The 23,243-nt window shown below is 57.4% G+C and carries 18 protein-coding genes; 7 read left to right on the top strand and 11 right to left on the bottom strand.

The genetic code is table 11. The features are described 5' to 3' along the window. Window positions 1–138: 138 nt before the first annotated feature. Window positions 139–2,844 (top strand): HTH-type transcriptional regulator MalT, encoded by a 2,706-nt coding sequence (malT, locus tag ADJ24_RS08640; protein WP_023309505.1) that lies wholly within the window; start codon window positions 139–141, stop codon window positions 2,842–2,844. 98 nt (window positions 2,845–2,942) lie between these two features. On the opposite strand, the gene ADJ24_RS08635 is transcribed toward malT, so the two are convergent. From ADJ24_RS08635 to glpE, 3 genes are read right to left on the bottom strand one after another with little or no spacing between them, the layout of a single operon-like run. Then, window positions 2,943–3,701, bottom strand: a complete 759-nt coding sequence (locus ADJ24_RS08635) for a DeoR/GlpR family transcriptional regulator (RefSeq protein WP_008503060.1) — start codon at window positions 3,699–3,701, stop codon at window positions 2,943–2,945. Between the two features lie 16 nt (window positions 3,702–3,717). Beyond that, on the bottom strand, window positions 3,718–4,548 hold the full coding sequence (glpG, locus tag ADJ24_RS08630; protein WP_023309506.1) for a rhomboid family intramembrane serine protease GlpG: 831 nt from the start codon (window positions 4,546–4,548) through the stop codon (window positions 3,718–3,720). Window positions 4,549–4,595: 47 nt separating this feature from the next. Next, window positions 4,596–4,928: a thiosulfate sulfurtransferase GlpE gene (gene glpE, locus ADJ24_RS08625; protein WP_006177908.1), complete on the bottom strand. Its 333-nt coding sequence runs from the start codon at window positions 4,926–4,928 to the stop codon at window positions 4,596–4,598. Window positions 4,929–5,178: 250 nt separating this feature from the next. On the opposite strand from glpE, the gene glpD reads away from it, so the two are divergent. Further along, complete coding sequence (gene glpD, locus ADJ24_RS08620) at window positions 5,179–6,687, top strand: glycerol-3-phosphate dehydrogenase (protein WP_023309507.1); 1,509 nt, start codon at window positions 5,179–5,181, stop codon at window positions 6,685–6,687. A gap of 110 nt (window positions 6,688–6,797) precedes the next feature. Here the strand turns inward: glpD and glgP are convergent, their stop codons facing one another. The 6 genes from glgP to asd form a co-directional block, all read right to left on the bottom strand. Then, window positions 6,798–9,245, bottom strand: coding sequence for a glycogen phosphorylase (glgP, locus tag ADJ24_RS08615; RefSeq protein ID WP_023309508.1), 2,448 nt, complete (start codon window positions 9,243–9,245; stop codon window positions 6,798–6,800). Window positions 9,246–9,263: 18 nt separating this feature from the next. After that, complete coding sequence (gene glgA, locus ADJ24_RS08610) at window positions 9,264–10,697, bottom strand: glycogen synthase GlgA (protein ID WP_023309509.1); 1,434 nt, start codon at window positions 10,695–10,697, stop codon at window positions 9,264–9,266. Next, window positions 10,697–11,992, bottom strand: coding sequence for a glucose-1-phosphate adenylyltransferase (glgC, locus tag ADJ24_RS08605; protein ID WP_023309510.1), 1,296 nt, complete (start codon window positions 11,990–11,992; stop codon window positions 10,697–10,699). Before glgC ends, glgA begins: the two co-directional genes overlap by 1 nt. Before the next feature lie 17 nt (window positions 11,993–12,009). After that, the gene (gene glgX, locus ADJ24_RS08600; protein ID WP_023309511.1) at window positions 12,010–13,983 is read right to left on the bottom strand and encodes a glycogen debranching protein GlgX; all 1,974 of its coding nucleotides are present in this window, start codon (window positions 13,981–13,983) and stop codon (window positions 12,010–12,012) included. Further along, window positions 13,980–16,166, bottom strand: coding sequence for a 1,4-alpha-glucan branching enzyme (gene glgB / locus ADJ24_RS08595; RefSeq protein ID WP_032668275.1), 2,187 nt, complete (start codon window positions 16,164–16,166; stop codon window positions 13,980–13,982). The genes glgX and glgB overlap by 4 nt, the downstream gene beginning before the upstream one ends. A gap of 249 nt (window positions 16,167–16,415) precedes the next feature. Next, window positions 16,416–17,519, bottom strand: coding sequence for an aspartate-semialdehyde dehydrogenase (gene asd, locus ADJ24_RS08590; RefSeq protein ID WP_023309513.1), 1,104 nt, complete (start codon window positions 17,517–17,519; stop codon window positions 16,416–16,418). A 179-nt stretch (window positions 17,520–17,698) separates the two neighbouring features. On the opposite strand from asd, the gene yhgN reads away from it, so the two are divergent. Further along, window positions 17,699–18,292, top strand: a complete 594-nt coding sequence (gene yhgN / locus ADJ24_RS08585; RefSeq protein WP_003861574.1) for an NAAT family transporter YhgN — start codon at window positions 17,699–17,701, stop codon at window positions 18,290–18,292. Window positions 18,293–18,356: 64 nt separating this feature from the next. Here yhgN and tusA read toward each other — a convergent pair whose 3' ends face one another. Further along, entirely contained in the window at window positions 18,357–18,599 is a 243-nt protein-coding gene (gene tusA, locus ADJ24_RS08580) for a sulfurtransferase TusA (protein ID WP_008503071.1), read from the bottom strand. Between the two features lie 167 nt (window positions 18,600–18,766). Between tusA and ADJ24_RS08575 the strand changes: the two genes are divergently transcribed. Beyond that, window positions 18,767–19,432 (top strand): 7-cyano-7-deazaguanine/7-aminomethyl-7-deazaguanine transporter, encoded by a 666-nt coding sequence (locus ADJ24_RS08575; RefSeq protein WP_023309514.1) that lies wholly within the window; start codon window positions 18,767–18,769, stop codon window positions 19,430–19,432. A gap of 72 nt (window positions 19,433–19,504) precedes the next feature. Further along, window positions 19,505–20,062 (top strand): DcrB family lipoprotein, encoded by a 558-nt coding sequence (locus ADJ24_RS08570; RefSeq protein ID WP_023309515.1) that lies wholly within the window; start codon window positions 19,505–19,507, stop codon window positions 20,060–20,062. 4 nt (window positions 20,063–20,066) lie between these two features. Here ADJ24_RS08570 and ADJ24_RS08565 read toward each other — a convergent pair whose 3' ends face one another. Next, a complete protein-coding gene (locus tag ADJ24_RS08565) occupies window positions 20,067–21,284 on the bottom strand; it encodes an MFS transporter (RefSeq protein WP_023309516.1) in 1,218 nt (405 codons plus the stop codon). A 145-nt stretch (window positions 21,285–21,429) separates the two neighbouring features. On the opposite strand from ADJ24_RS08565, the gene ADJ24_RS08560 reads away from it, so the two are divergent. Further along, window positions 21,430–22,479, top strand: a complete 1,050-nt coding sequence (locus ADJ24_RS08560; protein ID WP_023309517.1) for an AI-2E family transporter — start codon at window positions 21,430–21,432, stop codon at window positions 22,477–22,479. A gap of 337 nt (window positions 22,480–22,816) precedes the next feature. Then, window positions 22,817–23,206 (top strand): hypothetical protein, encoded by a 390-nt coding sequence (locus ADJ24_RS08555; RefSeq protein WP_023309518.1) that lies wholly within the window; start codon window positions 22,817–22,819, stop codon window positions 23,204–23,206. The last annotated feature ends 37 nt before the right edge of the window (window positions 23,207–23,243 follow it).

Here is a 23,243-nt window from a genome sequence, read left to right as displayed (position 1 = left end):
TGTGACAGAGTGCAAATTCAGAACCACAAAACCCAGACATAACTTGCAATAGTTCTCTTTCTGTTCGACCTTATATCGTATTAATTACGAAGCGCAAAAAAAATAAAATCTCTCGTTCCCCACAGTGAAGTGAAACCTATGTTGATTCCGTCTAAATTAAGTCGCCCGGTTCGTCTTGACCATACAGTGGTCCGCGAGCGTCTGTTGGCTAAACTTTCCGGCGCGCATAATTTCCGACTGGCGCTGGTTACGAGTCCTGCAGGCTATGGAAAAACAACGCTCATTTCGCAATGGGCCGCGGGTAAAAGCGATCTTGGCTGGTACTCCCTCGACGAGGGCGATAACCAGCAGGAGCGTTTTGCCAGCTATCTGATTGCCGCCATACAGCAAGCCACCCATGGACACTGCGTCGCCAGTGAGGTGATGGTGCAAAAGCGCCAGTACGCCAGCCTGTCCTCCCTTTTCTCTCAGCTGTTTATCGAACTGGCCGAATGGCATCGCCCGCTTTACGTGGTGATCGACGATTACCATCTCATCACGAATCCGGTGATTCATGAATCGATGCGTTTCTTCCTGCGCCATCAGCCGGAAAACCTGACTTTAGTGGTGCTGTCACGCAACCTGCCGCAGCTGGGCATTGCCAACCTGCGCGTGCGCGATCAGCTTCTGGAAGTGGGCAGCCAGCAGCTGGCCTTTACCCACCAGGAAGCGAAACAGTTCTTTGACTGCCGCCTGACATCACCGATTGAGGCCGCCGAAAGCAGCCGTCTGTGTGATGACGTTGCCGGCTGGGCCACGGCGCTGCAGCTTATCGCGCTCTCTGCCCGACAAAACAACAGTCCGGCGCATCAGTCTGCGCGGCGTCTGGCGGGCATCAACGCCAGTCACCTTTCTGACTACCTGGTGGATGAGGTGCTGGACAGCGTCGATCCCTCGACGCGTAATTTCCTGCTGAAAAGCTCTCTGCTGCGTTCCATGAACGATGCGCTCATCGTGCGCGTGACGGGGTGTGAAAACGGTCAGCTGCAGCTCGAAGAGATTGAACGTCAGGGCCTTTTCCTGACGCGCATGGACGATCCCGGCGAGTGGTTTAGCTATCATCCGCTGTTTGGCAGCTTCCTGCGCCAGCGCTGTCAGTGGGAACTGGCGGTTGAACTGCCGGAGATCCACCGCGCCGCTGCCGAAAGCTGGATGGCGCAAGGCTTCCCGAGCGAGGCCATCCACCACGCGCTGGCCGCCGGTGATGCCAGCATGCTGCGCGATATCCTCCTCAATCATGCGTGGGGCCTGTTTAACCACAGCGAGCTGACGCTGCTGGAAGAGTCTCTCAAAGCCCTGCCGTGGGAAAGCCTGCTGGAGAACCCGCGTCTGGTGCTGCTGCAGGCCTGGCTGATGCAGAGCCAGCACCGCTACAGCGAAGTGAACACCCTGCTGGCGCGCGCCGAGCAGGAAATGGAAAGCGAAATGGATACCACCCTGCACGGCGAATTTAACGCGCTGCGCGCTCAGGTGGCCATTAACGACGGCGACCCGGACGAAGCTGAACGGCTGGCGATGGTCGCGCTGGATGAACTGCCGCTGGCTAACTTCTACAGCCGCATCGTTGCGACCTCGGTGCATGGTGAAGTGCTGCACTGCAAAGGCGACCTCACGCGTTCGCTTTCACTGATGCAGCAAACCGAACAGATGGCGCGTCGTCATGATGTCTGGCATTACGCGCTGTGGAGCCTGATCCAACAGAGCGAGATTTTATTCGCACAGGGGTTCCTGCAGGCCGCCTGGGAAAACCAGGAAAAAGCGTTCCAGCTGATTCGTGAACAGCACCTGGAACAGCTGCCGATGCACGAGTTCCTGTTGCGTATTCGCGCTCAGCTGCTGTGGGCCTGGTCGCGTCTGGATGAAGCGGAAAGCTGCGCCCGCCAGGGTGTGGATGTCCTTTCCAGCTTCCAGCCTCAGCAGCAGCTGCAGTGCCTGGCGCTGCTGGTGCAGTGCTCGCTGGCGCGCGGCGATCTCGATAACGCCCGCAACCATCTGAACCGCCTGGAGAACCTGCTCGGCAACGGTCAGTATCATAGCGACTGGGTCTCTAACGCCGATAAGGTCCGGGTGATTTACTGGCAGATGACCGGCGATAAAAAATCCGCCGCCAACTGGCTGCGTCAGACGCCAAAACCGGAATTTGCTAACAACCACTTCCTGCAGAGCCAGTGGCGCAACATTGCCCGCGCGCAGATCCTGCTCGGTGAAATAGAGCCCGCAGAGATTGTGCTGGAAGAGCTGAACGAGAACGCGCGCAGCCTGCGTCTGATGAGCGACCTGAACCGTAACCTGCTGCTGCTGAACCAGCTTTACTGGCAGGCGGGTCGTAAAAACGATGCCCAGCGCGTGCTGCTGGAAGCGCTGCAGCTGGCTAACCGCACAGGGTTTATCAGCCACTTTGTGATTGAAGGTGAAGTGATGGCGCAGCAGCTGCGTCAGCTTATTCAGCTCAACACGCTGCCGGAGCTGGATCAGCATCGCGCCCAGCGCATTCTGCGCGAGATAAACCAGCATCATCGGCACAAGTTTGCGCATTTTGATGAGAACTTCGTTGAACGTCTGCTGAACCACCCGGAAGTGCCGGAGCTTATCCGCACCAGCCCGCTCACGCAGCGCGAGTGGCAGGTTCTGGGGCTGATCTATTCAGGCTACAGCAACGAGCAGATTGCCGGCGAGCTGGCGGTGGCGGCGACCACCATCAAAACGCATATCCGCAATCTGTATCAGAAGCTGGGCGTGGCGCATCGTCAGGATGCGGTACAGCATGCGCAGCAGCTGTTGAAGATGATGGGGTATGGCGTTTAGGTTTTGTGCGGCCTGATGCCCTCACCCGGGCCCTCTCCCACAGGGAGAGGGAGAAAGTTTTGTAGGTCGGGTGAGCGCAGCGCCACCCGACACAAGTCCTAGCACAATTCCAGCTGCAAATTATTATCTTTAATCACCTGCATCACGCCCGCTGGCGGCATCACGTCGGTGTAGACCGCATCCACCATGCTGATGCTGCCCATGTTCACCATCGCATTTCGGCCAAACTTCGAATGGTCTACCACCAGCATCACGTGGCGTGAGTTCTCAATAATCGCGCGCTTGGTGCGCACCTCGTGATAATCAAACTCCAGCAGCGAGCCGTCGCTGTCGATGCCGCTGATCCCGAGAATGCCGAAGTCGAGGCGGAACTGAGAGATAAAATCGAGGGTCGCTTCGCCGATAATCCCGCCGTCGCGGCTGCGCAGTTCGCCGCCCGCGAGGATGATGCGGAAGTCATCTTTCTGCATCAGGGTATTGGCCACGTTCAGGTTGTTCGTGACCACGCGCAGGTTCTCGTGATCCAGCAGCGCATGGGCGACCGCTTCCGGCGTCGTGCCGATATCAATAAACAGCGTCGCGCCGTTCGGGATCTGGCTGGCGACCTTGCGGGCAATGCGCTCTTTCTCTGCCGTCTGCGTGGCTTTACGGTCATGCCAGGAGGTATTGACCGAACTGGACGGCAGCGCCGCGCCGCCGTGGTGGCGAAGAATGCGGTTCTGATCGGCCAGGTCATTCAGGTCACGACGGATGGTTTGTGGGCTGACGGCAAACTGCTCCACCAGCTCTTCGGTGCTGACGTATCCCTGTTTTTTTACCAGTTCGATAATAGCGTCATGACGTTGTGTTTGTTTCATCAATTATCCCTGAGAATTATGTTCGTTTTCGCGCATGGAGCGTGTCGGCAAAGGCCATCGCCAGCCCCACGGCCAGCCCGGCGACGTGTGCACCGTTGGCGATAGACATACCAAACAGATCAAACCATCCGGCAATTAGCCATATTAACGCAAAGGTTATTAATCCGCGCTGCAGATAAATGCCGCTTTCCGGATCGCGCTCCCCGCGAAGCCAGACATAGCCCATCAGGGCGTACACGACGCCCGACAGCCCGCCGAACCACGGCCCGCTGAACTTGTGCTGCACATAGCCGCTGAGCAGGGCGCTGATAAGGGTGATAACGATCAGCTTGCCGCTGCCCAGACGCTTTTCAACGGCGCCGCCGAGATACCACCACCAGAGCAGGTTGAAGAGGATATGCATCACCGAGAAGTGCATCAGCGCGTGGCTAAAGTAGCGCCAGACGTCAAACTCAAGAGACGGGTCATAGGGCCAGGCCAGAGCAATCATCACGCTCTGATCGCCCACCACGTTCATGATAATGAAGACGATAATGCAGGCCGCCATCAGCAGCAAAGTAAACGGACCCGCGCGCTCGCGGATGGTGGCGAGGAAGGGAAAACGGCTGTAGTGCAATCCGCTGTCGGTCTGCCCGGACTGCCAGCTGGCCGCCAGATAGCGCGGGTCGCCGGGGTTCTCAAGAAAACGCGCCAGCTCTTCGTTTACGCGCGCGGCCTGGCTCTCGTCGGCCAGCCAGACGTCGGTCTGGTTATGTTGCTGAATGGTCAGAATAACGCCCTGCGTCGCCATATAGTCGACAAACGCCTGGGCGACGCGCGGGTTGGTAAAAGAGGTGATCATCAACATGGGCAGCGGTCGCTTATTTCCACACAAAAGGGGACAGTATAGCGGGATCAGCGCTCAAAAGCGTATTCCACTTCTGCCGGGAAATGACGATGCCAGGCATCGAAGCCGCCGTCGACGCTGTATACCGCGTCGTAGCCCTGCTGAAGCAGATACTGCGCCGCGCCCTTGCTGCTGTTGCCGTGGTAGCACATGACCATGACCGGCGTCTCGAAGTCGTTATCGCGCATAAACGCGCCCAGCGTGTCGTTAGTGAGATGAAACGCGCCCGGCGTATGGCCCATCGCAAAACTCTGCGGATCGCGGATGTCCACCAGCACCGCTTTTCCCTGGTGCATCTTCTGGTGGGCTTCTTCTACGTTAATACATTCAAACTGATCCATGGTGTTCTCTTTCTGTTGTTCAGGTTGGGTGCGCGCTGATGCCCTCACCCCAGCCCTCTCCCACGGGGAGAGGGAGAAAAGTTAGTCGCACTATTTTACCCCGTAGTGTACGTCCTGGCGGCGGGTAAACGCCATTATGTTATCCATATCACTCTAAATTGTTTTTTTGATGTTACCAAAAGCGCGTTCCTTTGCTATCATGAGCGATATCGAACATTTCTGAGCTTTAACGAAAGTGCGTGAGGGTGTTATGGAAACCAAAGATCTGATTGTGATAGGCGGTGGCATCAACGGTGCCGGTATTGCGGTCGACGCCGCAGGACGCGGTTTATCCGTACTGATGCTGGAAGCTAACGATCTCGCCTGCGCGACGTCGTCCGCCAGCTCCAAACTGATTCACGGTGGCCTGCGCTACCTAGAACACTACGAATTCCGCCTGGTCAGCGAAGCGCTGGCCGAACGTGAAGTGCTGCTGAAAATGGCACCGCATCTGGCGATTCCGATGCGCTTCCGCCTGCCCCATCGCCCGCATCTGCGTCCGGCGTGGATGATCCGAATCGGTCTGTTTATGTACGATCATCTGGGTAAACGCACCAGCCTCCCGGGTTCGAAAGGTTTGCGTTTTGGCTCAGAATCGGTCCTTAAGCCAGAAATTGTGCGCGGTTTCGAATATTCCGACTGCTGGGTGGACGACGCGCGCCTGGTGCTGGCGAATGCCCAGATGGTCGAGAAGAAAGGTGGCGAGGTGAAAACCCGTACCCGTGCGACCTCTGCACGTCGTGAAAACGGCCTGTGGATTGTGGAAGCGGAAGACATCGATACCGGCGAGAAATTCAGCTGGAAAGCGCGCGGTCTGGTGAACGCTACCGGCCCGTGGGTGAAGCAGTTCTTCGACGACGGCATGCATCTGCCTTCGCCGTACGGCATTCGCCTGATCAAGGGCAGCCACATTGTGGTACCGCGCGTGCATACCCAGAAGCAGGCCTACATTCTGCAGAACGAAGACAAGCGCATCGTGTTTGTGATCCCGTGGATGGACGAATTCTCGATCATCGGCACCACCGACGTGGAGTACAAAGGCGATCCGAAGAACGTCGAGATCGATGAGAGCGAAGTGAACTACCTGCTCAAAGTGTATAACGCGCACTTCAGGAAGCAGCTGTCACGCGACGACGTGGTCTGGACTTACTCCGGCGTGCGTCCGCTGTGCGATGACGAGTCTGACTCACCGCAGGCGATTACCCGCGACTATACGCTCGATATTCACGACGTTGACGGCCAGGCGCCGCTGCTTTCCGTGTTTGGCGGCAAGCTGACCACCTACCGCAAGCTGGCCGAGCACGCGCTGGAAAAACTGGCGCCGTACTATAAAGGCATTGGCCCGGCATGGACCAAAGGCGCGGTACTGCCCGGCGGTGATATCGGCGACAATCGCGATGATTACGCCGCCAAGCTGCGCCGTCGCTTCCCGTTCATCACCGAAGGGATGGCGCGCCACTATGCCCGCACCTACGGCAGCAATACCGAGCTGTTCCTGGCCGACGCGAAGGACATTGCGGATCTGGGCGAGCATTTCGGCCACGAGCTGTATGAAGCCGAGCTGCGCTACCTGGTTGAGCACGAGTGGGTTCGTCGTCTGGATGATGCTATCTGGCGTCGTACCAAAGAAGGTATGTGGCTAAACGCCGAGCAGCAGTCTCGCGTGGCGCAGTGGTTACAGCAAAATGCGGGGAAGCGTGAGCTGTCGCTGGCGTCGTAATACGATCGGTGCGGGCTGATGCCCCCTCACCCTAACCCTCTCCCCGAAGGGGAGAGGGGACTTTAACACCCTCTCCCCTTTGGGGAGAGGGCTGGGGTGAGGGGTTGTTTTTACAACCTTACCGGATCAATATGCCAGATCGTCTCGGCATACTCCTTGATGGTCCTGTCGGACGAGAAATAGCCCATATTGGCGATGTTATACATCGCGGCGCTGGTCCACTTCTCCTGCTGACGGTACAGCTCGTCAACCTTATCCTGACAGTCCACGTAGCTGCGATAATCCGCCAGCACCTGGTAGTGATCGCCAAAGTTAATCAGCGAATCCACCAGATCGCGATAGCGACTCGGTTCATCCGGGCTAAACACGCCGGTCGCGATCTGCGTCAGCACCTGACGTAGCTCTTCATCCTCTTCGTAATACTGACGCGGCGAGTAGCCTTTCCTGCGCAGCGCCTCCACCTCTTCCGTCGTGTTACCGAAAATAAAGATATTTTCTTCGCCCACGTGCTCCAGCATCTCGACGTTCGCCCCGTCAAGCGTACCAATGGTCAGCGCGCCGTTAAGGGCAAACTTCATGTTACTGGTGCCGGATGCCTCCGTACCCGCCGTGGAAATCTGCTCAGAGAGATCCGCCGCCGGGATGATCATCTGCGCCAGGCTCACGCTGTAGTTAGGAATGAACACCACCTTCAGCTTGTCGCCAATATCCGGATCCTGGTTGACCACCTTCGCCACGTCGTTGATGAGGTGAATGATGTGCTTCGCCATGTAGTAGGCAGAAGCCGCCTTACCGGCGAAGATTTTCACGCGCGGCACCCATTCGGCCGTTGGTTCGGCCTTGATGCGGTTGTAATGGGTGATCACGTGAAGCACGTTCATCAGCTGACGCTTGTATTCGTGGATGCGTTTGATCTGAACGTCGAACAGCGCTTTCGGGTTTGCCACCACGTTGAGGTGCATCGCCAGCCAGACCGCCAGACGCTTTTTGTTCAGCAGCTTGGCTTCGCGCACGGCTTTGTTCACCGTCGGGAAATCAATATGCTGTTCCAGCTCGCTCAGCTGGCTCAAGTCGGTACGCCAGGTACGGCCGATATTCTCGTCCAGCACCTCAGAGAGCGGCTGGTTGGCCAGCGCCAGCCAGCGGCGCGGCGTGACGCCGTTGGTCACGTTGCAGAACCGCGTCGGGAAGATCTTCGCGAAGTCCGCAAACAGCGACTGCACCATCAGGTTCGAGTGGAGCTCGGACACGCCGTTGACCTTGTGGCTGATGACGACCGCCAGCCAGGCCATGCGCACGCGGCGCCCGTTCGATTCATCAATGATGGAAGCGCGGCTCAGCAGCCCGGTATCGTTCGGGTATTGCTCCTGCAGGGTCTTGAGGAAGTAGTCGTTAATCTCAAAGATAATCTGCAGATGGCGCGGCAGGATTTTGCCGAGCATGTCCACCGGCCACGTTTCCAGCGCTTCGCTCATTAGCGTGTGGTTGGTGTAGGAGAACACCTGACAGGTCACTTCAAACGCGTCATCCCAGCTGAACTTATGCTCGTCAATCAGCAGGCGCATCAGCTCCGGAATGGAGAGCACCGGGTGGGTGTCGTTAAGGTGGATCGCGGTTTTCTCCGCCAGGTTGGCGTAGGTTTTGTGCAGCTGATGGTGGCGGCTGAGGATGTCCTGAATGGTCGCCGAAACGAGGAAATACTCCTGACGCAGGCGCAGCTCGCGGCCGGAGTAGGTCGAGTCATCCGGGTACAGCACGCGGGACACGTTCTCGGAGTGGTTTTTATCTTCCACCGCCGCAAAGTAGTCACCCTGGTTGAATTTACCGAGGTTAATCTCGCTACTGGCCTGGGCGCTCCACAGGCGCAGCGTGTTGGTGGCATCGGTGTCATAGCCGGGGATAATCTGGTCGTAGGCCACGGCCAGGATCTCTTCCGTTTCTACCCAGCGGGATTTTTTGCCTTCCTGCTGAATACGTCCGCCAAAGCGCACCTTGTAGCGCGTATTGTGGCGCTTAAACTCCCACGGGTTGCCGTACTCCAGCCAGTAGTCCGGCGACTCTTTCTGGCGCCCGTCGACGATGTTCTGTTTGAACATACCGTAGTCGTAGCGAATACCGTAGCCGCGGCCCGGCAGCGCCAGCGTCGCCAGCGAGTCGAGGAAGCAGGCGGCGAGACGCCCCAGGCCGCCGTTGCCGAGGCCCGGGTCGTTCTCTTCGTCGATCAGCTCTTCTAAATCTAACCCCATCTCTTCCAGGGCGGTTTTGACGTCGTCATAAATACCGAGCGACAACAGCGCGTTGGAAAGCGTGCGGCCAATCAAAAATTCCATCGACAGGTAGTAAACCTGACGCGTTTCCTGCGAGAGCTGGGCGCGGTTTGAGCGCAGCCAGCGTTCAACTAAGCGGTCACGCACCGCAAACAGGGTGGCGTTCAGCCACTCGTGTTTGTTGGCGATAACCGGATCTTTCCCGATGGTGAACATCAGCTTGTAGGCGATGGAGTGCTTTAACGCCTCAACGCTGAGCGTGGGTGAAGAGTAGCTAAATGGAGCGTTCATATCAGTAACTTCGCCTCGTTACATCAAGCGTTGATAGAGATCGCGGTATGACTGCGCCGCGACATGCCAGCTAAAGTCCATGGACATCGCCTGACGCTGAACGTAACGCCAGAGCGATGGACGGGACCACAAGACGAAAGCACGCCGAATCGCCCGAAGCAGCGACCAGGCATTACTGTCCTCAAAGACAAACCCGCTGGCGATACCGTCCGCCAGGTTTTCCAGAGAGCTATCGGATACGGTGTCCGCCAGCCCGCCCGTGCGGCGTACCAGCGGCAGGGTGCCGTATTTCAGGCCGTACAGCTGCGTCAGGCCGCAGGGTTCGAAACGGCTCGGCACCAGGATGACGTCCGCGCCGCCCATGATGCGGTGCGAGAACGCTTCGTGGTAGCCAATCTGCACGCCCACCTGCCCCGGATGTTCCGCCGCGGCGGCAAGGAAACCTTCCTGCAGCACCGGGTCGCCCGCGCCGAGCAGCGCCAGCTGTCCGCCCTGCTCCAGTAAACCGGGCAACGCCTCCAGCACCAGATCCAGCCCTTTCTGGCTGGTCAGGCGGCTGACCACCGCGAACAGCGGCACTTTGTCGTTAACCTTCAGGCCCATCGCAATCTGCAGCTGGCGTTTGTTTTCCGCTTTGTCCTCCACGGAATCACGTCCATAGCGCGCCGCCAGCAGGAGATCGGTCTCCGGGCTCCAGATCTGTTCATCCACGCCGTTCAGAATGCCCGACAGGCGTCCTTCGCGGTGGCGCTGTTGCAGCAACCCTTCCATACCGTAGCCAAACTCCGGCTGGGTGATCTCACGCGCGTAGGTCGGGCTCACCGCCGTGATGTGATCGGCGTAGTACAGCCCGGCTTTCAGGAACGAGATCTGCCCGTTAAATTCCAGTCCGTGCATGTTATAGAACGATAATGGCAGATCGATTTCACTCATGTGATGGGCATAGTACATCCCCTGATACGCCAGGTTGTGCACGGTAAAGACCGATTTGGCCGGATGGCCGCGCGCCGCGAGATACGCCGGGGCAAGCCCGGCGTGCCAGTCGTGCGCGTGCACCACATCCGGGCGCCAGAACGGATCCAGCCCCGTCGCCATTTCTGCCCCGACCCAGCCGAGCAGCGCAAAGCGCAGCACGTTGTCGGTGTAGGCGAACAGGTTCGTATCGTGATACGGGCTGCCCGGTCGATCGTATAAGTGCGGCGCGTCGATCAGGTAAATCCCTACGCCATTGTAATGTCCAAACAGCAGGGTGATGCGTCCGGCGAAGGTCTCACGGCGGGTCACCACTTTTGCATCGGGAATACCGCGCCGGATATCCGGAAAGGCGGGCAGCAGGACTCGGGTATCCACGCCTCCGGCGATTTGCGCTGCCGGTAATGCACCCAGAACATCTGCCAGACCGCCCGTTTTTAATAACGGGAACATCTCAGAACATACATGTAAAACCTGCATCATCGCTCCTGTTTGATCTGCAGCTTCCGCAACATTTCCCGTGTGACTAACACGATCCCCTCTTCCGAACGATAGAAACGACGCGCGTCTTCTTCCGCGTTCTCACCAATCACCATCCCTTCTGGAATGACGCAGGCACGATCAATAACGCAGCGACGCAGACGGCACGAGCGCCCTACCCAGACATCAGGCAGTAAGACTGCCGAATCGATATTACAGAATGAATTTATCCGCACGCGGGGGAACAGCACCGACTGCACCACCACCGAGCCTGAAATAATGCACCCGCCGGACACCAGCGAGTTCAGCGTCATACCGTGGCTGCCGGAGCGATCCTGCACGAATTTGGCCGGGGGCAGCGATTCCATATGGGTACGAATCGGCCAGTTCTGGTCGTACATATCCAGCTCAGGCGTGACCGATGCCAGATCGAGGTTCGCTTTCCAGTAGGCTTCCAGGGTTCCCACATCGCGCCAGTAAGGTTCCGCATTGGGGTCGGACTGCACGCAGGACAGCGGGAAAGGATGTGCATACGCCATGCCAGCTTTAGTGATTTTCGGAATGATGTCTTTACCGAAGTCGTGGCTGGAGTTTTCGTCTTTGTCATCGTCTTCCAGCAGCTCATAAAGATAATCTGCATCAAAGACATAAATCCCCATGCTGGCGAGCGATTTGGTGTCATCGCCGGGCATGGTTGGCGGGTTCGCCGGTTTTTCAACAAAGTCGATAATTTTGTCGTCGGCATCCACGTGCATCACGCCAAACGCCGTCGCTTCAGCAACGGGCACAGGCAGACACGCTACGGTGCAGCGCGCCCCTTTTTCGACGTGGTCGATGAGCATGTGGGAGTAATCTTGCTTGTAGATATGGTCCCCGGCGAGGATCACGATGTATTCCGCGCTGTAGCGGCGAATGATGTCGAGGTTCTGCGTCACCGCATCCGCCGTTCCGCGGTACCAGTTCTCGCCGTGGACGCGTTGCTGAGCGGGAAGGAGATCGACAAACTCGTTCATCTCTTCGCTGAAGAATGACCAGCCGCGCTGGATATGCTGAACCAGCGTGTGCGACTGATACTGCGTAATGACGCCAATACGGCGAATGCCCGAGTTGAGACAGTTGGAGAGCGCAAAGTCGATGATACGGAACTTACCACCAAAGTGAACGGCCGGTTTCGCGCGCTTGATGGTCAAATCTTTCAGACGGGTACCACGTCCACCCGCAAGTATCAGGGCAACCGTTTTTAATGGTAGCTGGCGCGCCAACATTAAGGGATCGTTCTTCTCTAATCTAACCATGACTAACTCCTTTTTTATCATCTTTGGAATACGCACACTCCGTGCGCAGGCCCGTGCCAGACAGCCATTACTACCGGATTATCCGCTCCGGCAAAGGGGGGAACAGCTCGCCATTCCCCTTCAGGTAAAACAATCGCTGCGACGTCATCCGTCGCGTTCAGCGTGACCAGCCATTTATCCGACAGCAGGATTTGCAGGCGTGGTACACCGTGTTGCCACTCTTGCGCGCTTAAGGGTTGCGCGTCTTGATTCAACCAGCGAACGTTGCCGTCACCCTCTTCCCACCAGCGGTCGGCGGTCAGCGCGGGGATCTGCTGGCGAAGATGGATCAGCGCAGCGGTAAAATGAATCAGCCCGCTGTTGGCTTCACCCCAGTAGAGCCAGGTTAACGTGTTGTCCTGGCAATACGCATTGTTGTTACCGTGCTGGCTATGGCCGTGTTCATCGCCTGCCAGCAGCATCGGCGTGCCCTGCGACAATAAAAGCGTTGTCAGCAAAGCGTGAACGCTGGCGCGTCGCCGCTCGATGACGTCCAGGCTTCCGCCTAACCCTTCTATACCATGATTAAAGCTATGGTTATTGTTAGTGCCATCGCGATTCTCTTCGCCGTTTGCCTCATTGTGTTTCTGATTGAAACAAACGCAGTCCCTGAGCGTAAAACCGTCGTGTGCCGTCAACAGATTGACGGTGGCCGACGGGCGTTTGCCGTCGCGCTTAAAGAGATCGCTTGAAGCGGCAAAGCGTCCGGCGAACTCCCCCAGCGACAGATTCCGTTCCAGCCAGAAGCGGCGCGCGGCATCGCGGTAGTGATCGTTCCACTCGGCAAACAGCGGCGGGAAATTCCCGACCTGATAACCGCCTTCCCCGATGTCCCACGGCTCGGCAATGAGCTTCACGCGCGAGAGCACCGGACAGTTTTTTATCGCCTCAAACAGCGGAGCCTGCTGGCTGAACGCCGGCGTGCGCCCCATTACGGGCGCCAGGTCGAAACGAAAACCGTCGACGTGGAACGTCTCCACCCAGTATTTCAGGCATTCATAAGCAAAATGCGTGACCGCCGGATGGCTGAGGTTGAGCGTGTTACCGCAGCCGGTCCAGTTCTCATAATCGCCATCCTGCCTGATCCAATAATAGCTACGGTTATCAATTCCGCGCATGGAGAGCGTCGGACCGTCGAGATCGCTTTCAGCACTGTGGTTCAGCACGACGTCCAGAATGACCTCAACGCCCGCCGCGTGGAGCGCCTTCACCGCATCGCGAAACTCGTCCCGCGCCTTTTCCGGATGGGCGGCATAGCGCGGCTCAAGCGCGAACATCGCCAGCGGGTTGTAGCCCCAGTAGTTGCTCAGCCCCAGCCGCTGCAGACGCGGCTCGCTGGCAAAATGGGCAACGGGAAGCAGTTCCAGGGCGGTGATGCCGAGGTGCTTCAGGTAGGCGATCATGGTGGGATGCCCGAGCGCCTTATAGGTGCCGCGCATCTCTTTGGGGATCGACGGGTGCAGGTAGGTCAGCCCTTTAACGTGGGCTTCATAAATGACGGTATTGCCCCACGGCGTGTGCGGCGGGGCATCGTCTTCCCAGTCATAAAGATCGTTCACCACCACGCTTTTTGGCGCGACGGGCGCGCTGTCGCGATGGTCAGGCCCGCCGTAGCCCACGTGGAAAAGCGGGTCGTCTTTAAATTCACCGTCCACGCGGTGCGCGCACGGATCAATCAGCAGCTTCGCCGGGTTAAACCAGTGGCCCTGCGCCGGATCCCACGGACCGTGTACGCGAAAGCCATAGTGCATGCCTGGCCGTCCTCCGGCCAGGTAGCCGTGCCAGGTATCCCCCGTGCGCGCGGGTAAATCGTAACGGTGCTCGTTACCTTCCCCGTCAAACACGCACAGTTCTACCCGCTCAGCATGAGCGGAAAAGAGGGTGAAATTGACACCTTTTCCGTCAAAACGCGCGCCAAGCGGTTCGGGTTTACCTGCCGTAAGCTGCGTCATTCGCCCTCCCGCATCAGCCAGATGGTGCCAAGCGGCGGCAGCGTCAGGCTCAGGGAGTTGGGTCGCCCGTGGCTTTCGATGGCATCGCTCTGTACCAGCCCGCCGTTACCGGCGTTGCTGCCGTGATAGTGCATCGAGTCGGTATTCAGGATCTCGCGCCATTTGCCCGGCTGGTTAATGCCGAAGCGGTAGTGTTCGCGCGGCACCGGCGTGAAGTTGCTGGCGACGATGATCTCGTTACCCGCTTTGTCACGACGCACAAAGACAAACACCGAGCGCTCGTGGTCGTCCACCACCAGCCACTCAAAGCCGTACGGATCGAAGTCGAGCTCGTGCAGCGCTTTGTGGTGGCGGTAGGTCAGGTTCAGGTCGCGCACCAGACGCTGCACCCCGTGGTGCCAGTTGTCGCCGCCTTCCAGCAGGTGCCAGTCGAGGCTGGCGTCGTGGTTCCACTCGCGTCCCTGTGCGAACTCATTGCCCATAAACAGCAGTTTCTTGCCCGGGAAGGCAAACATCCAGCCGTAGTAGGCGCGCAGGTTGGCAAACTTCTGCCACGCGTCGCCCGGCATGCGGTCGAGAATCGATTTTTTGCCGTGCACCACTTCATCGTGCGACAGCGGCAGCATGAAGTTTTCGGTGTAGTTGTAGAGCATCCCGAACGTCAGCTTATCGTGATGATACTTACGGTGAACCGGATCCAGCTTCATGTAGTCGAGCGTGTCGTGCATCCAGCCCAGGTTCCACTTGTACCAGAACCCCAGGCCGCCTAATGACGGCGGACGGGAGACGCCCGCAAAGTCGGTCGACTCTTCCGCCATGGTCACGGCACCGTCCACCTGTTCGCCGATAATGCGGTTGGTATTGCGCAGGAATTCAATCGCTTCCAGGTTTTCACGGCCGCCAAACTCGTTCGGGATCCACTCACCCTCTTTGCGGCTGTAGTCGCGGTAGATCATCGACGCCACCGCATCGACGCGCAGGGCGTCAATGCCAAACCGCTCGATCCAGTACAGGGCATTCCCGACCAGGTAGTTTGCGACCTCACGGCGACCGTAGTTGTAGATCAGCGTGTTCCAATCCTGGTGATAGCCTTCGCGCGGGTCGCTGTGCTCGTACAGCTTCGTGCCGTCAAACTCTGCCAGCGCGAAATCATCCGATGGGAAATGTCCCGGCACCCAGTCGAGGATGACGTTCAGCCCGGCGGCGTGCGCGGCATCAATGAAATAGCGGAAGTCATCGCGGGTGCCAAAGCGGCGCGTTGGCGCATACAGCCCGGTAGGCTGATAGCCCCAGCTGCCGTCGAACGGGTGCTCGTTGACCGGCAGCAGCTCAAGGTGGGTAAAGCCCATCCATTTGGCATAGGGCACCAGCTGGTCGGCAAGCTCACGGTAGCTGAGCCAGAAGTTGTTATCGGTGTGGCGACGCCAGGAGCCAAGGTGTACCTCATAGACGGAGATGGGCGCGTCAAAACGGTTGGCCTGTTTACGCTCCTCCGTCTGGACGACCTTCTCCGGCAGGCCGCAAATCAGCGACGCGGTATCCGGGCGCATCTGCGCTTCGAAGGCATACGGGTCGGCTTTAATGCGCAGCTTGCCGTTAGCGTCGATCATCTCGAATTTATAAAGCTGCCCGGGGTGCGCTCCGGGGATAAACAGCTCCCAGATGCCGCTTTCCCGGCGCAGGCGCATCGGATGGCGGCGACCGTCCCAGTAGTTGAACTGGCCGACAACGGAGACGCGCTGGGCGTTAGGCGCCCACACGGAGAACCGCGTGCCGGTAATGCCGTCCATGGTATCGGCATGGGCACCCAGGGTTTCATAAGGGCGAAGATGCGTTCCTTCGGAGAGCAGCCAGGCGTCCATCTCTTTAAGCAGAGGGCCGAAGCTGTAAGGATCGTCAATCAGGTTTTGCTGACCGTGCCAGAGAACGGCGAGCTGATAGCGAAAAGGGTTTTTACGGCGGGGCATTACGCCCGAGAAAAAGCCACGGGAATCGAGGCATTCAAGATTACCGACCTTGCGGCCGGTTTTGGGTTCAATCACCCAGACTTCTGTGGCATCCGGTAACAGTGCCCTAACTTCAAGGCCGTCCTCAGTTTGATGCATCCCAAGCACAGAAAAGGGGTCAGCAAAATGACCCGCAATAAGCGCATTAATCACGTCTCTATCCACACGATCGGACATGGTATTCATCCTGTTTTTTATGTCGTCCTTTTTAAGCGCTCCGGGACGACTTTTAATGTGACCTGAACGGGACAGCACAAAAATGTGCATCCATTCTGCTCCGTTCGAACCTCAGGTAAGAAATGACTCTTCCTTAAAGCATAGCCAACGCTCTAGATGACTCCTGATAAAAAATAAGACATACGCGTGTTACTCCATGTAGTACGCAAAAAAAAGGGGTGAAAATCACCCCCGGTAGTTAACAAATTATTACGCCAGCTGGCGCAGCATGCGACGCAGCGGCTCGGCGGCGCCCCACAGGAGCTGGTCGCCGACGGTGAACGCGGAGAGATACTCCGGCCCCATGTTCAGCTTGCGCAGACGGCCAACCGGCGTGGTCAGCGTGCCGGTAACGGCAGCCGGGGTCAGCTCGCGCATGGTGATATCGCGATCGTTTGGTACCACTTTCGCCCACGGGTTGTGCGCGGCCAGCAGCTCTTCCACGGTCGGAATAGACACATCTTTTTTCAGTTTAATGGTGAAGGCCTGGCTGTGGCAGCGCAGCGCGCCGATACGCACGCACAGACCGTCAACCGGAATGGTGTTCGCGGTCGCGAGGATTTTGTTAGTCTCAGCCTGGCCCTTCCACTCTTCGCGGGTCTGGCCGTTATCCAGCTGTTTGTCGATCCACGGGATCAGGCCACCGGCCAGCGGTACGCCGAAGTTATCCACCGGAAGCTCGCCGCTGCGGGTCAGGTGAGTGACCTTACGTTCAATATCGAGGATCGCGGACGCCGGGTTTGCCAGCTCGGTCGCGACGCTTTGGTGCAGCTGGCCCATCTGGGTCAGCAGCTCGCGCATATGACGCGCGCCGCCGCCGGACGCCGCCTGGTAGGTCGCCACGGAGACCCACTCAACCAGATCCTGCGCGAACAGGCCGCCGAGGGACATCAGCATCAGGCTGACGGTACAGTTACCGCCGACAAAGGTTTTCACGCCGTTGTTCAGGCCGTCGGTGATGACGCCCTGGTTTACCGGGTCGAGAATGATGATGGCATCGTCTTTCATGCGCAGCGAAGAAGCCGCGTCAATCCAGTAGCCCTGCCAGCCGCTTTCACGCAGCTTTGGATAGATTTCGTTGGTATAATCGCCGCCCTGGCACGTCACAATAATGTCGAGTGCCTTCAGCGCTTCCAGATCGTAAGCATCCTGCAACGTGCCTGTGGTACCACCAAAGGACGGAGCAGCCTGGCCGAGCTGGGAAGTGGAGAAGAAGACCGGGCGGATAGCGTCGAAATCGCGCTCTTCAACCATGCGTTGCATGAGTACAGAGCCGACCATACCGCGCCAGCCGATAAAACCAACGTTTTTCATAGCATTTTTTTCCTGCTGAGGGTGTGTGCTGATTGTGCAAGCCAGTATTGAACTGGGATATGCTTCACATTACAAAATGCTGCCAAAGTCGCAAGCGAAATTAATCGATGATTGCCCGGCAATCAGAAAAAGCGCTAATCATCGAAATAACACTACTAAGTATCAGGGATAATTTAAAGATGAGTGAAATCATTTCCGCGGCGGTTTTATTGATCCTGATTATGGATCCACTGGGAAACCTGCCTATCTTCATGTCGGTGCTGAAGCACACCGAGCCGAAGCGCCGCCGGGCGATTATGATCCGCGAGCTGCTCATCGCCCTGCTGGTGATGTTTATCTTCCTGTTTGCCGGTGAGAAAATTCTCGCATTCCTCAACCTGCGCGCCGAAACCGTTTCGATTTCCGGCGGGATTATTCTGTTCCTGATTGCCATTAAGATGATTTTCCCGAGCGCGGAAGGCAGCAGCAGCGGCCTGCCCGCGGGTGAAGAGCCGTTTATCGTGCCGCTGGCGATTCCACTCGTCGCCGGGCCAACGATTCTGGCCACGCTGATGCTGCTGTCGCATCAGTATCCGAACCAGATGAGCCATCTGGTGATTGCCCTGCTGATCGCCTGGGGCGGGACGTTTATCATCCTGCTGCAGTCGTCGCTGTTCCTGCGCCTGCTGGGTGAGAAAGGGGTGAACGCGCTGGAACGCCTGATGGGGCTGATTCTGGTGATGATGGCAACGCAGATGTTCCTGGACGGGATCCGCGCGTGGATGAAGGGATGACTTTCTCCCTCTCCCTGTGGGAGAGGGGCGGGGTGAGGGCATCAGGCCGCAGAGGACTACCCATCTACCCCTTACGAATCAAATACCGGTACGGCAGCGCTTCGGTCTGCTGTGCCACCAGTTCATGCTCCATAAAGGTACAAAAGCCGGGAATATCGCGGGTCGTGGCCGGGTCGTCGGCAATAATCAGCAGCGTTTCACCGGTCTGCATGTTGCGCACGGTTTTGCGTACCATCATTACCGGCTCCGGGCAGCGAAGGCCCTGGGCATCAAGAGTGTGGTCTGGGCTGGAAAACAGGTCGGTCATGGTCTTCTCGGTCTGGTAAAAACGGCTGTAGTTTACGCCCGGTTGCGATCAATGCAAACCAGGTTAACGATTGCGTAAAAACTAACCATTGCAATGTCCTGACAAAGCAGTATCATGCTGCGGTTTTTATTGGGTTCCCTCACCCCAACGTATAAAAAGGTCACAATATGACGTCGTTTTCTGAATCACAGCGCGTAAAAGCGTTGTTCTGGCTTTCGCTTTTCCATTTGCTGGTGATCACCTCCAGCAACTATCTGGTGCAGCTGCCGATCTCCATCTTTGGTTTTCACACCACCTGGGGCGCATTCAGCTTCCCGTTTATTTTCCTCGCGACGGATTTGACCGTGCGTATCTTTGGCGCACCGCTGGCTCGCCGTATTATTTTTTCGGTCATGCTCCCGGCGCTGTTCATCTCGTACGTGGTTTCGTCTCTGTTTTATATGGGAAGCTGGCAGGGCTTTGAGGCGTTAACCCACTTCAACCTGTTTGTTGCCCGTATCGCTGCCGCAAGCTTTATGGCCTACGCGCTGGGGCAGATCCTCGACGTGCACGTGTTTAACCGCCTGCGTCAGAATCATCGCTGGTGGATGGCGCCAACCGCCTCCACGCTGTTCGGTAACGTGAGCGATACGCTGGCCTTCTTCTTCATCGCCTTCTGGCGCAGCCCGGATGCGTTCATGGCCGAACACTGGATGGAAATCGCGCTGGTGGACTACTGCTTCAAGGTCCTCATCAGCATTGTTTTCTTCCTGCCGATGTACGGCGTGCTGCTCAATATGCTGCTGAAAAGGCTGGCAGATAAATCTGAAATCACGGCATTGCAGGCTGGTTAAGGGTTCGCTTTATCAGTTGTGATAAGATGAACGAATGAGCCGTTATGGCCGTTTATCGAAAGGAAGAAGTCAATGCGCAATCTGGTTAAATATGTCGGGATTGGCCTGCTGGTTGTGGGTCTTGCAGCCTGTGATAACAGCGACACGAAAACGCCTGCTCAGGGCGCATCCGCAGAGAGCAACGCGACCGGCCAGCCGGTGAATCTGATGGATGGCAAACTCAGCTTCTCTCTGCCAGCCGATATGACCGATCAGAGCGGCAAGCTGGGCACCCAGGCGAACAACATGCACGTTTACTCCGACGCAACCGGGCAGAAAGCGGTTATTGTGATTGTGGGCGACGACACCAGCGAAGACCTGGCCGTCCTGTCCAAACGTCTGGAAGATCAGCAGCGCGGCCGCGATCCTCAGCTGCAGGTCGTGACCAATAAATCCATCGAGCTGAAAGGCCACACGCTGCAACAGCTCGACAGCATCATCTCTGCAAAAGGCCAGACCGCATACTCTTCTGTGGTGCTGGGCAAGGTTGATAACAAACTGCTGACCCTGCAGATCACCCTGCCAGCCGAAGATCAGCAGAAAGCGCAGACGGCTGCTGAAAACATTATTAACACCATCGTGATCCAGTAACGCTTCACGATGATGACGTGGCCTCCGGTGCCTGCACCGGGGGCCATTTTTTTAGCCGCCACGTCAGCAGGAGCGCAATCACCACCAGCCCCGCCGCGGCAAGATAGATCACCGGAACTCCTGCCCAGGCCATCACCAGCCCCGCCAGCGGGCCGGTAATCCCTAAAGACATATCCATAAACACCGTATAGGTCGCCAGCGCTGCCCCCTGGTTCTGCTGCGGCACGGCTTTTACCGCCACCACGCCCAGCGCCGGGAAGACCAGGGAAAAGCCAGCCCCCGCGAGAAACACGCCCACTTTCGCGACCCAGGGCACCATCGCTATTCCGGTCAGCAGCAGCCCGACAATCTCTATCGCAAAGCAGATCATCGCCACGTTCAGCCCGCCAAGGCGGTTGATGCCGTTAGGGAAAAGCAGGCGGGCGCCAACAAACGCACAGCTAAACAGGGTTAACGCAAAGGCAGCGCCGTCCCAGCCTTTGGCGTCGTAGAACAGGGTAATGAAGGTCGCGATTACGCCAAAGCCGGTGGTCGCCAGCGCCAGCGCCATGCCGTACGGCCAGACGCGCCCCAGCACCGCCCGAAACGGCAGCGGCTTGCCTTTGCTGGCCTTAACTTTCGGACGCGGCAGCGCAAAGAGGATTGCCAGCAGCGCGACCGCCATAATGGTGATAGCCAGCCCATACAGCCCGCCAAGCGCATAGCAGGCCACGCCGAGCGGCGCCCCGAGCGCCATCGCACCGTAGGTGACAATCCCGTTCCAGGAGATCACCCGGCCAATGTGGGGCGCGCCTACCACCCCCACGCCCCACAGCGTTGAGCCGGTTCCCGCCAGACTTTGCCCGATGCCCAAAATGACGCGGCCCAGGCAGAGCAGCGCCAGGCTGACCAGCGGCCAGTGGCCGGTTGCGGCAGCCAGCAGATAGCTCAGGCCACTGAGAAAACAGCCGCACAGTCCCACCACCACGATGCTTTTTGGACCGAACGTATCCGCGTAGCGCCCGGCATGCGGGCGGCTGAGGAGCGTGGCGAAATATTGCAGGCTTATCACCAGCCCCGCCCAGAAGGCGCTGAAGCCCATCACGTCATGGACATAGCCCGGCAGGACCGCCAGCGGCAGGCCAATGGTCAGATAGCTGGCAAAGTTGAAAATCACAACGGAAACGATGCGCAGATTGAGGCGCAGTCCGCTCAGTGCCGGTTCAGCGGCAGGTTCGGGCATGGGGTTCTACCTGGATTTTTTACAACAGTGTTTCACTATTACCACGGCGCAATAAGAAAATCAGCCCCGACTTTCAGATTAACGGTGCCAGACGAAGCGAAGCCCGGGCACTACACTTATCGGGTCATCATATTAAGGAACACGCATGATCGCTAACCCGTCCGACAAAGCAGGACTCCACATCTTATTAAAACTCGCCTGTCTGGTGGTTATCCTTGCGGGTATCCATGCTGCCGCTGACATTATTGTTCAGCTCCTGCTGGCGCTCTTTTTTGCCATCGTGCTTAATCCTCTGGTCACCTGGTTTTTACGCCGGGGCGTCAGCCGTCCGGTAGCCATCACCATCGTGGTTATTGTCATGCTGATTGGCCTTACGGCGCTCTTCGGCGTGCTGGCGGCATCGCTGAGCGAATTCTCCACCATGCTGCCGCAGTACAACAAAGAGCTGACGCGTAAAATTGTCGCGCTGCAGGAGATGGTGCCCTTCCTTAATCTGCATATCTCACCCGAACGGATGCTGCGCAGGATGGACTCCGAGAAGGTCATGACCTACGCCACCACCTTGATGACGGGGCTTTCCGGCGCGATGGCCAGCATTCTGCTGCTGGTCATGACGGTGGTGTTTATGCTGTTCGAAGTCCGCCACGTCCCCTATAAGCTGCGCTTTGCGCTGAACAATCCGCAAATTCACATTGCCGGGTTACACCGGGCCCTGAAGGGCGTCTCCAAATATCTGGCGCTGAAAACGCTCCTGAGCGTATGGACCGGGGTGATTGTCTGGCTGGGGCTGATGCTGATGGACGTGCAGTTCGCGCTGATGTGGGGCGTGCTGGCCTTTCTGCTGAACTACGTGCCCAATATTGGCGCGGTGCTTTCCGCCGTGCCGCCGATGATTCAGGCGTTTCTGTTTAACGGCTTCTACGAATGCATGCTGGTCGGCGCGCTGTTCCTCGTGGTGCATATGGTGCTGGGCAATATTCTTGAGCCGCGCATGATGGGACACCGTCTGGGCATGTCGACGCTGGTGGTCTTTTTATCCTTACTGATTTGGGGATGGCTGCTGGGCCCGGTCGGTATGCTGCTGTCGGTCCCCCTTACCAGCGTATGTAAAATCTGGATGGAAACCACCAAAGGCGGCAGCAAGCTGGCGATCCTGCTCGGCCCGGGGAGGCCGAAAAGCCGATTACCCGGGTAACGGACCCGCCTGTACAGGTAGGTTTAAACCGTCAGTAATACATCATGAATTACCGCGTCCCTAATCCGTCGCGGTATTTTTATTTGCGTTAAGGCGATATTCATTCCGGTTTTAATTACGCCGCGCGCATTACGTTCAAACGCAATTCATGATTTAACGCAAATTATAAAAAATGAAATCCTTATTTATTTTCCATGCTATTATTCCCGCCTTCGCTTCAACGTAATGTAACCATTAATATTGATTAAAAATTACACCTGGCGATAACAAAAAGCCGGATGAGTATTATTTGTAAAAACCACTGCCTTTAATTGTTATTATTGATATGGAGTTGTTGATGAAAAAGATCGTTAAATGGTGTGCTGCTGCCGTATTCGTTGGCGCGCTGGCAGGCTGCGCGCGTACCGCGCCAATCGCTCAGGTTCACTCTATTGTAAGCGCGGGCCATACTGCCGATCAGGTAAAAACGGCAATTTTGAAAGCAGGCCAAAAACGCGACTGGATCATGACGGAAACCGGCCCGGGAATGATTAAGGGGCGTCTGCAGTCACGCGATCACTCGGTCCAGGTGAGTATTCCGTACACGGCCACAAGCTATTCAATCAACTATGAAAACAGTCTTAACCTGAAAGCGGCAGACGGTAAAATCCACAAAAATTATAACCGCTGGGTGAATAACCTCGACCACGACATTCAGCTGAACCTCTCCGCTGGCGCCGCGCTGTAATTTTTTTCTAAAGTCGGGCCGCGTATGGCCCGATAAC

The sequence above is a fragment of the Enterobacter sp. 940_PEND genome, from assembly GCF_001059415.1.
GTDB classification, from domain to species: Bacteria; Pseudomonadota; Gammaproteobacteria; order Enterobacterales; family Enterobacteriaceae; genus Enterobacter; species Enterobacter cloacae_M.
The sequence above is the reverse complement of the archived record's forward strand: the minus strand, read 5'-3'. Positions and strand labels throughout refer to the sequence as shown.